4 protein-coding genes and 1 CRISPR repeat array are annotated in these 10,846 nt (G+C 61.2%); of the genes, 3 read left to right on the top strand and 1 reads right to left on the bottom strand.

The features are described 5' to 3' along the window. Positions 1 to 448: HD domain-containing protein (locus Mterra_RS03725; RefSeq protein WP_119313948.1), on the bottom strand; the 448-nt coding region annotated here is incomplete at its 3' end. 307 nt (positions 449 to 755) lie between these two features. Continuing rightward, positions 756 to 5,290: a CRISPR direct-repeat array (repeat unit 37 nt; unit sequence GTTTCAATCCTCAGTAGGCATTTAAGCCTACTGCAAC). A 98-nt stretch (positions 5,291 to 5,388) separates the two neighbouring features. Here Mterra_RS03725 and Mterra_RS21750 point away from each other — a divergent pair. From Mterra_RS21750 to cas3, 3 genes are all read left to right on the top strand, one after another. Beyond that, a complete protein-coding gene (locus Mterra_RS21750) occupies positions 5,389 to 5,742 on the top strand; it encodes a hypothetical protein (protein ID WP_147372534.1) in 354 nt (117 codons plus the stop codon). Between the two features lie 347 nt (positions 5,743 to 6,089). Then, the gene (locus Mterra_RS03720; protein ID WP_245971520.1) at positions 6,090 to 7,433 is read left to right on the top strand and encodes a tetratricopeptide repeat protein; all 1,344 of its coding nucleotides are present in this window, start codon (positions 6,090 to 6,092) and stop codon (positions 7,431 to 7,433) included. Between the two features lie 161 nt (positions 7,434 to 7,594). Further along, positions 7,595 to 10,837 (top strand): CRISPR-associated helicase Cas3', encoded by a 3,243-nt coding sequence (gene cas3, locus Mterra_RS03715; protein WP_119313947.1) that lies wholly within the window; start codon positions 7,595 to 7,597, stop codon positions 10,835 to 10,837. Positions 10,838 to 10,846 lie beyond the last annotated feature (9 nt).

Below are 10,846 nucleotides of genomic sequence, written 5' to 3'. Positions count from 1 at the left end.
CCCTCCCGCCCTGGAACCGTGCCCAAAGGCCCTCGCCCAGCCTGCGGTAGTCCGCCAGGACGGCGCGGGCGTTGTGCAGCTTGTCGGCGCAGGACACCAGCCGTGTGGCAGCGTCGGCCCCGGGCAGGTGGGCCAGGTAGGCCTCCTTCCGCCCCCGCCACGGCGGCTTGGGCTCCTCCCAGGCGTCGGTGCAGCCCTCCACGACGGCCGCCACCCGCTCCCCGAACCGCCGGCGGATGCGCTCGAGGGTCTCCCTGCCGCCCTGGTCCTCGGCGGCGTCGTGCAGCAGGGCGGCGATGGCCTCGTCCTCGCCCCCGCCGTGCTCCAGGACGATCGCGCTCACGGCCAGGAGGTGCGCGAGGTACGGGACGTCGGTGCCCTTGCGCCTCTGGCCCATGTGGAGCTCGAAGGCCAGGCCCAGGGCGTCTTTGAAGCGTTCGCTCAGCATTTCTGCCCCCTCTCACGCTGGCCGGGCTCGAGCCGCCTACGCCGGGGTGGGGGAGACCCCGGGCAGAGGTGGCCGAAGGCGGCAGTGTTGCCCGTATCGCGTTCGTTCACATTTCCTCCTGTTGAGCTTTTTTCGTTGCAAGTTCCTCCCGCTTCAGAAGGGTTGAAGCGGGAGGAACGCTGACGCTGTGTGGGATAACCGAAGTATACCTTGAGGATGACTGGTTTCAGCCCCCGAGTTTCCCTCAGTGGGAATTTAAGCTCACTGCAACGCTGCGCTTCACCAGCCGCAACAGCCTGCACAACCGGTTTCAATCCTCAGTAGGCATTTAAGCCTACTGCAACCACCCACCGAAAGGGGGATCCTCCCGTGAACGAGTTTCAATCCTCAGTAGGCATTTAAGCCTACTGCAACTGCAGCGCCGGAGGCTAGGCCAGCCCCAGACGTTTCAATCCTCAGTAGGCATTTAAGCCTACTGCAACGCGCATCCTTTCCTGGCAGGGCGTGCGGCGGCAGGTTTCAATCCTCAGTAGGCATTTAAGCCTACTGCAACGTCTCGGGGTCGAGCACCTCGACCTCGACCTCGAGCGTTTCAATCCTCAGTAGGCATTTAAGCCTACTGCAACCTCACTGAGCATCCAGTGCGGCCCGATAAAAGCAGTTTCAATCCTCAGTAGGCATTTAAGCCTACTGCAACCTGTGCTGCTAAATATCCATACTCCATGCTATCTGTTTCAATCCTCAGTAGGCATTTAAGCCTACTGCAACCTGAGGCGGAGGAGGGTCACCCCGCCCTCCTGTTTCAATCCTCAGTAGGCATTTAAGCCTACTGCAACCTGGGCTACGGTGGGCGCGATGTCGATGCGGCTGGTTTCAATCCTCAGTAGGCATTTAAGCCTACTGCAACGAGATACACTGAACCCATACACCCCGCCTGAGGGGTTTCAATCCTCAGTAGGCATTTAAGCCTACTGCAACCGCTACGACCCCGAGCCCTTCCCCAGCCTCCGATGTTTCAATCCTCAGTAGGCATTTAAGCCTACTGCAACCGCTACGACCCCGAGGCCTTCCCCAGCCTCCGATGTTTCAATCCTCAGTAGGCATTTAAGCCTACTGCAACTCGCGGAAGAAATAGCCCTCGAAGGCCCCCAAGTTTCAATCCTCAGTAGGCATTTAAGCCTACTGCAACCGGGCATCGTGATGGGATTCGCCCGAGGCACAGGGGGTTTCAATCCTCAGTAGGCATTTAAGCCTACTGCAACGGCCCCGGTGATGGCCCGGCTCTACGGGCTGGCGTTTCAATCCTCAGTAGGCATTTAAGCCTACTGCAACGGGTGGCGGGGATGGGCTCCCCGCCCGTCCCCGCGTTTCAATCCTCAGTAGGCATTTAAGCCTACTGCAACGTCGTCACCGCGCCGTGGGGCACCGTGACGGTGTTTCAATCCTCAGTAGGCATTTAAGCCTACTGCAACAAAACCGTCTTCGTGTCCTCCCGGGCGTAGTAGTTTCAATCCTCAGTAGGCATTTAAGCCTACTGCAACCTGAGTACACGCTGGCAGTAGGGGTCGATCTCGACGTTTCAATCCTCAGTAGGCATTTAAGCCTACTGCAACACGATTGCTTGACGGTCTTCCAAAATCCGATGCAGTTTCAATCCTCAGTAGGCATTTAAGCCTACTGCAACTTCCAGTGGGTCGCGCTGGCGACCGCCCGCTACCCCGGTTTCAATCCTCAGTAGGCATTTAAGCCTACTGCAACCCCTGCGCCGTGCGATCAAATCCGTACGGCACGTGCGGTTTCAATCCTCAGTAGGCATTTAAGCCTACTGCAACAGGCCTCGGCGTCCTTGGCGTCGAGGGCCTTCTGTACCGTTTCAATCCTCAGTAGGCATTTAAGCCTACTGCAACGATGCCCCATTTGGACGCAGCATCCTGTTGGCGTTTCAATCCTCAGTAGGCATTTAAGCCTACTGCAACGCTGGCGGTGGAGCCGCCGGTGAAGTAGGTCTTGGCGTTTCAATCCTCAGTAGGCATTTAAGCCTACTGCAACGTCCAAGCTGGCGGAAAACGGGCCCGAGCAAGGGGTTTCAATCCTCAGTAGGCATTTAAGCCTACTGCAACATACGTAACGAGCGGCAACACCGTGTTTTGGGGTGTTTCAATCCTCAGTAGGCATTTAAGCCTACTGCAACCCTCCTGGTGTCTTCCTCCTGGTCCGACTAGCTGGTTTCAATCCTCAGTAGGCATTTAAGCCTACTGCAACATGGAGACCCACTGTTCCTCCTCCTGGGCCTTTTGTTTCAATCCTCAGTAGGCATTTAAGCCTACTGCAACCCTAGGTCTATTGCCCTTTTTGCAATATCATACAGTTTCAATCCTCAGTAGGCATTTAAGCCTACTGCAACGGGCAAAAAGCTCCTGCTCCAGGGCGTAGAAGTAGTTTCAATCCTCAGTAGGCATTTAAGCCTACTGCAACCGGGTCCACCGCATGGGTGCGGGGGTCATGGTGGGGTTTCAATCCTCAGTAGGCATTTAAGCCTACTGCAACCTGCCGGTGCACGGTGGTGGGGGTGGTGCTCGAGTTTCAATCCTCAGTAGGCATTTAAGCCTACTGCAACGCCGACTCACCTCGGCGCTCCTCCGCGGTCTGGAAGTTTCAATCCTCAGTAGGCATTTAAGCCTACTGCAACCCGGTTCTCAGGCCAAAAGCGGGCGGCAGAAAGGGTTTCAATCCTCAGTAGGCATTTAAGCCTACTGCAACGCTTCTGCTGGTGCCGGCCGCGTCGGCTCAAGTTTCAATCCTCAGTAGGCATTTAAGCCTACTGCAACGTCGACCCTGCTCTATCTGGCGTTCAAGGAACCTGTTTCAATCCTCAGTAGGCATTTAAGCCTACTGCAACCGGCTTCACCCAGGAGTTATACCGTGTACGACGCCGTTTCAATCCTCAGTAGGCATTTAAGCCTACTGCAACCGCAAAATCATTGGCGACGATAGCGCCGGTTAAAGTTTCAATCCTCAGTAGGCATTTAAGCCTACTGCAACATGGCCTTTACCCCGCTGAAGCTGATAGTACACACGAGTTTCAATCCTCAGTAGGCATTTAAGCCTACTGCAACAAACAAGACACCACGAAAACGCCGAGCAACACGAGCAGTTTCAATCCTCAGTAGGCATTTAAGCCTACTGCAACCTCGGAGTACTCGAGGTGGTTGCGCGCGAAAGCCCAGTTTCAATCCTCAGTAGGCATTTAAGCCTACTGCAACCGGGTCTGCGCCCCGCCCGCGCGGGTCACGCTGTTTCAATCCTCAGTAGGCATTTAAGCCTACTGCAACGAAAGAGTTCTCGGCGTCCACATAGGCCTCCCACTCGTTTCAATCCTCAGTAGGCATTTAAGCCTACTGCAACCCACCTCCCACAGCACCGCCGGGAGCTGGTCGGGGTTTCAATCCTCAGTAGGCATTTAAGCCTACTGCAACCGAAGGGCGCATCTACGACGCGCTGCGCCGCAAGGAGTTTCAATCCTCAGTAGGCATTTAAGCCTACTGCAACATACGGCATGACGAGACATTTCGAAGTGATCGGTCAGTTTCAATCCTCAGTAGGCATTTAAGCCTACTGCAACTGGCGGTGACCATCTCCCCCTGGGCGATGCCGTTGTTTCAATCCTCAGTAGGCATTTAAGCCTACTGCAACCCAGACGCAGCAGATCGGCCAGCTCCTCGTCGGTGTTTCAATCCTCAGTAGGCATTTAAGCCTACTGCAACCACGGATCAGTTCCTCGGCGGTCGCCCAGGGGATCAGGTTTCAATCCTCAGTAGGCATTTAAGCCTACTGCAACCCACTCCTCCACGTCGTAATGACACGTCACCGCAACGTTTCAATCCTCAGTAGGCATTTAAGCCTACTGCAACATGATCTCGTCTCGGGCGTTCCTGGCGGTCTGCCCGTTTCAATCCTCAGTAGGCATTTAAGCCTACTGCAACGCTACACCGGCCCTCTCACCACCCCGCCGTGTTCCTGTTTCAATCCTCAGTAGGCATTTAAGCCTACTGCAACGCAACGGGCACGACGGGGACGGGGCGCTGCCGACGTTTCAATCCTCAGTAGGCATTTAAGCCTACTGCAACATGGAGCTGAACGCCCGGCTGGTGCGGGCCAACGAGGTTTCAATCCTCAGTAGGCATTTAAGCCTACTGCAACGCGTGATCATCGAGGGCGAGCACCGCTATATCCCCTGGTTTCAATCCTCAGTAGGCATTTAAGCCTACTGCAACGCATACACCGCCTGAGGCTCCCACTGGGTGTCCGCGTTTCAATCCTCAGTAGGCATTTAAGCCTACTGCAACGCCACGGTGCTGGCCGAGACGGCGTTCACCGATGTTTCAATCCTCAGTAGGCATTTAAGCCTACTGCAACGCGCTGGCGTCCTCGCCCAGATCGGCGGACCAGAAGGTTTCAATCCTCAGTAGGCATTTAAGCCTACTGCAACGGCGATAATAGATGAAATTGTCTGTTTGTTCTGGTTTCAATCCTCAGTAGGCATTTAAGCCTACTGCAACCGGTCCAGTAAGTCGCCTACTTCAGATGGTGAGTTTCAATCCTCAGTAGGCATTTAAGCCTACTGCAACCCGGGAGGCGCGGCAGATGCGGAAGGAGCGGGAGGGGTTTCAATCCTCAGTAGGCATTTAAGCCTACTGCAACGCCGCGCTGGGCGGAGTGGGAGCCGGGCATTGGCGTTTCAATCCTCAGTAGGCATTTAAGCCTACTGCAACCCCCTCGTACCAGTCGTGGTGCATCGACACCTTGTTTCAATCCTCAGTAGGCATTTAAGCCTACTGCAACGGGGTCCATTTTAGCAGCGTCGTGAAGCGGATAGCTAGGTTTCGGCGCGCGAACCCTGTTGTGAAGGGTAGCCAGCGACAGTACTAGGCTCAAGCTGCTTGCTCGGTTTATGGCGTCCTGAAGGGCTGAATTCGGCTTGCGCGAACCCCCTGGTGTTTTTGCTCTTGCTTGGGGTTCGCGCTGGCGGTGCAGATGAAGTCGGCCGACCTGGAGCACCGCGCAAAGATCATGCGCGCCTCGGCCCGACCCTGTCCGGCGTGAGAGACAAATACCTCACCCGAACGGTTGGCAACCTCGGCATTAAGCGCTCTCTTCTCGTGAAAGGAGGTCTGGGTTTCCTTCTGGTGCTTTTCCTGTCGGCGGGCTCGCTGTTGACCCCGCTCCAGCCCGTAGGAAGCCACCCCCAGGTGATCGCCGATGGCGATGACCCTAAGATCGGTACGGGCGGTTAGAGGAATTTGGGTTAGGGGAGGCCGCGTGCCTCCCCTAAGGTTTGTAAAATGACTCCGGAGTGGGAAAAATCGCGATCGATGATGCTCGAGTGAGCCTTATGGCCCTGGTGGACACGGACCGGGTGGCACCGGCGGTGCGGTTGCTGGAGAGCCTGGTGCACCAAGCTTCTACGCACCAGCAGGCTGAGCAGGTAGCGGAGCTGTTTGGCCTGTTTCCTGAAGGCTGGTTGCGCCAGGAGGTTTCCCTACAACAGCTGTACGCCGCGGTTTTGTGCCGTTCCCGCCGATCCGGGACGCTGCTGGCTTACATCGATGCGCTGTCCCTGCCAATTTCCCCTGTCCTGGGGGTGTACCGGGCTTGGGCCCTGCTGCGGGAAGGCCGTCATCAGGAGGCGCTTGATCAGCTCGAGGCCCTGGACTTGGCGCGGAGCTCGTCCGTGCTCGAGGAGCACACCCCCCTCGAGCGCGGGCTCTACTGGCGCACCAGAGGGGAGGTGCTGTTCCGCCTGGGGCGGGCCGAGTGGCACGAGGCGTTCGTGAAGGCGCGGGGAGATTTAAAGGGGGCGGCGCTGGGCCGCAGCCTCGTTGACGAGGGCGGGTTGCTCTACCTCTCGGGCCAACGCTCCGCGGCGCGGGTGGTGTGGGCCGAGGCCCTGGCTTATCTGCGCGATGATCCCTATTACTTGGCCTGGGCACGTCACAGCTTGGGGACGGCGCTCATCAAGGACCGCCCGGAGGAGGCCGAGCAGCACCTGCTCGAGGCCGTTCGGCTCAGCCGCAAGGCGGTGGCGCGGGAATTCCGGGCGCGAGCCCTGTGTGGCTTGGGAGCCGTCCGCCGCTCCTTTGGGGAGTGGGAGCGGGCCCTGGAGAGTTACCACGAAGCCGCCCAGGTCGCCTGCGACCGGGACGACCGGCAGCAAGCCCTGTGGGGCTACGGCCACACCCTTCGCCTGCTGGGCCGGACTGAGGAGGCGCTGGCCCAGCTCACGCTGGCGCTCGAGTGCGATCCCTCCCCCGCCTCGAGCTGGCTGAACGCCGATATCGCTGCGGCGCGGCTGATGCTGGGGGACGTCGCCGGGGCCCAAAACGCCCTTGCCGGCCCTCTCGTGCTGGGCGAGCGGGGGAGGGTGGTGCGGGCGGTAGTCCAAGCAGCCCTGCACCACCGCAGCGGGGCGTGGGAAGCTGCCCAGGGGCTGCTGGAGGGCCTCGAGCCCGCCAACCTCTGGGTGCGGGAGGAGCTGCACTGCTTCCCTGAATTGAAACCCTGCCTGGGCCAGCCGGCGCCGGAGGTGCCGCAGAAGCTGTGCGTCGAGGTCAACCCCTTCGGCTCGCTCGAGGTCAAGGTGAACGGCCGGCCGGTGCCCATCAGCCCGACCGGGCGCCCAGGCGAACTGCTGGTGCTCCTGCTTGAGAACGGCGGAAGCGCCGGCGTAGAGCACCTCCTCGACCAGCTTTACGGGCAAGACCGCCCCCAAGACCGCAAGGCCCTATGGGAGACCGCCGAACGCCTGCGGCGAGCGCTCGGGTGGAAGGGCAGCATGCAGGTCCACGGCGGGGTCTACCGCCTCGACCCCGCCGCCGAGTGGGTGTACCGCGACCGCCCGCCGACCCCGAACGCGGCGGAGTTCATGGTCGGTCACTACGCCAACTGGATCCAGGAACGGCGCGGCATGTCGCCGTGGGTGGTTTGAGGTTCGCGTTGCGCCCCTCTTCCCACTCCTACGCCCTGCCCTGCGCTTCACGCGGTAAACCCTCTAAAACAACACTCAAGTTTCTTGCGCCCTTTAGCCCTTACGCGGTGAGATGGATGGTCTCTGGATGCCCTTCGGTACATTCGTAGTTACCAACCCTTATGCAGCCGGACGACACTGATCTGCCCAATGCCACCCACGAGAAGGCCCTCCGGCTCGTCAGGCTGCTGGAGCTGCTCAAGCTCAAGCCCTGGACGGCACAACAGCTCGCCACCGCACTCGGCGTCAGGAAGCGGGCGGTGCTGTACTACCTCGAAGACCTCAAGGAGCTCGAGCCCTACCTGGGCTTCCGACTGCTGCACGATGAGATCCGGCACACCTACGCCCTCAACGCCGGCGTGCTCCTGAGCGACATCGACAAGGTGGTGGCGCACACGGCCCTGCGGATGCTCTACCACCACTCGTCGGGTCATAACCAGCAGTACCTCGAGGCCATGCTCAAGCTGGCCCGTGGCCTGCCCGAGCCCGCCCGGACCGTCGCGCAGCGCAGCGCCGAGTCCATGGCCGCCCGTGGACCAGGCCTCGAGGGCAGCAACCTCGAGAAGATCACCAACGCCTGGTTCCGCCGCCAGCTCGTCCAGTTCCACTACCAGCTCCCCGGGCGGCGCGAGCCCACCAAATTCGAGCTGGAAACCTACTTCATCGAGGTCTCGCGGGCCAACATGGCGGTCTACGTCATCGGCCGCGAGCGCAGCTACAAGAACGAGCTGCGCACCTTTAAGCTCGCGCGGATGCAGTTTGTCACTCTGGTCGGCTCGACCGAGGCCTACGAGATCCCGGCCAGCTTCGACCCCCGGGAGTACCTCTCCGACGCCTGGGGCATCGTGGGGGGCGGGGGGAACCCCGTGCGGGTGAAGCTGCGCTTCTTGCCCAGCGCCGTCCAGCGCATCCGGGAGGGGGGCTACCCCAACCTCAGGGAGCTGGAGCAGCGCGACGACGGCAGCCTGGTGGTGGAGGTTACGGTAGGCACCGACGAGGGCGGTTTCCCTATCGAGCTGCTGTCGTGGGTGCAGAGCTGGGGGCCGAGGGTGGAGGTGCTGGAGCCGGAGTTCTTCCGGCAGCGCTGGCTCGAGGAGGCCGTAGCCGTGGCAGAGTTGTACAGCTCCGACCGGAACCTTGGTTCAACGGCCAATGGCTCGTACTGGGCCCATACGCCCCGCAAAGACGACCCCAGGCAGCGGTGGCAGCCGTTGCGCGAGCACCTCGAGGCCGTCGCCGGCCTGGCCCGCGACTTCGCTGCCCAATTCAACGTTCCGGCGGCCTCCGAGCTGGCTTACTGGCTGGGCATCCTCCATGACCTGGGCAAATACAGCCAGGAGTTTCAGGACTACCTCCGGGCAGCGTACCGGGCTGACCGATTCGGAAGCCCGCCCCCCGCCGGGAAAGTGGACCATTCCAGCGCCGGGGCCGTACTGGGCCGGGACCTCCTGCTCGCGGGCTATGAGGACGACCTCATCCCTGCGAACGGGCTCGGCAGCGAGTTGGCGTGGGTGGTGGCATACCACCACGGCAGGATTGGCGACCGCTCCCTGCTCACCGACCGGCTGCTCCGACGCAGGGAGAGCCCGGAGGTCCGGCAGGCCCTGGACCGGGCCTGCGAGGAGCTGGAGGACATCTTCGGGGGTGTGGCTCCCGAGGTCGCTGAGCTCGAGCCCCTCGCCCGCGAATTCTTCATCCGGATGCTGTTGAGCGCCCTGGTGGACGCGGACCGGCTCGATACAGAGCGCTTCTGGAGCCCCAGGCGGTACGCCTACCGCACCGCCCCCAAAGCCAACCTGCAGGAACTGCTCGCCAGGGTGAAAGAGGGGCAGGAGAAGATCCGCAGCGCCGATACCCTGGTCAACCGGGCCCGCTGGGAGATCTATCAGGCCGCCCTCGAGGCCGCCGCTCTCGAGCCCGGCTTCTTCCGGCTCACCGTGCCGACCGGGGGCGGAAAGACCCGCTCAAGCCTGGCCTTCGCGCTGGAACACGCGGTGAAGTTCGGCCTGCGGCGAGTGGTCTACGCGGTCCCCTACACCAGCATCATCGACCAGACCGCCGAAGAGTTCGCCAAGCTGCTAGGGGCAGAAAACGTCCTCGAGCACCACTCAGCCTACGAGCCCGCCGACGCGGAGGAGGAAAGCCGCGCCAGGCTGGCTTCGGAGAACTGGGACATGCCTGTGGTGGTCACCACCACCGTGCAGTTGTTCGAGAGCCTCCTGAGCAACAACCCCAGCAAGCTCCGCAAGATCCACAACCTCGCCGGGTCGGTGATCGTGCTCGACGAGGTGCAGACGCTGCCGGCTAATCTCCTCCAGCCCACCCTGGACGTGCTCAAGGAGCTGGTCCGGCACTACCGGGTGAGCGTGGTGCTGTGCACGGCGACCCAGCCCGCGCTCGACGCTCCCCTGGGCTTTGCCATGCTGGAGGGCGTGCGGGAGATCGTGCCCGACCCCAGGCGCTACTTCCGACAGCTCAAGCGGGTAGCGTACAGGCTCGAGCTCCAGCCGCAGCCCTGGGAGGCGGTGGCCGAGCGGCTTCGCGGGCACGATCAGGTACTGTGCATCGTCAACACCAAACAGCAGGCCCGGGATCTGTATGCTGCCCTCGACGACCCTGAGGCCGTCCATCTCTCGACCCACATGTACCCCGCCCACCGGCGAGAGGTGCTCGCCGCCATCCGGGACCGCCTGAAGCGCAACCTCCCCTGCCGGGTGGTCTCGACCCAATTGGTCGAAGCAGGCGTGAACCTGGACTTCCCCATGGTTTACCGGGCCCTGGGGCCTCTGGACTCGGTGGTGCAGGCCGCAGGGCGCTGCAACCGCGAGGGGAGGCTCGAGCGTGGGGGTCAGCCGGTCCTGGGCGAGGTGACCGTATTCCGCCCCGAGCGTGAAGGCCTGCCGCAAGGCGTCTACGCCAGCGCCACCGGCCTCGCACGGAATTTGCTGCGCCAGGGCGCTGACCTGGACGACCCCGAACTCTTCACCCGGTACTTCACCGAGCTCTACCGTGACCTCACCCACACCGACGCCAAGGAGGTCCAGAGCTTCCGCCAGCAATTTAACTACCCGAAGGTGGCCGAATTGTACCGGCTAATCGGCGACAACACCTTCCCTGTGTTGGTGCGCAAGCGGGCCCAGGATGCCGCAGCCATCGACCGGATCTTGAGCCAGCACACAGGCTTTATGGCCCTGCGGAAGCTCCAGCCGTACATCGTCAACATTTACGCCAGCAACAAGGAAAAGCTGGCCCCCTTCATCCGCGAGATGACCGAGCTCGATGTCGAACTTTGGGAGTGGACCGGGAACTATAGCGAGAAGCTGGGGATCGAGGAGCTGTTCGACGCCGGCGATAGTGTCGTTTGACCGGAGGTG

Source organism: Calidithermus terrae (assembly GCF_003574345.1).
GTDB classification, from domain to species: Bacteria; Deinococcota; Deinococci; order Deinococcales; family Thermaceae; genus Calidithermus; species Calidithermus chliarophilus.
The sequence above is the reverse complement of the archived record's forward strand: the minus strand, read 5'-3'. Positions and strand labels throughout refer to the sequence as shown.

Bases quoted from the DNA above. Each gene is read 5' to 3' on its own strand.
- cas3 (WP_119313947.1), top strand. From the start codon at position 7,595: ATGCAGCCGGACGACACTGATCTGCCCAATGCCACCCACGAGAAGGCC.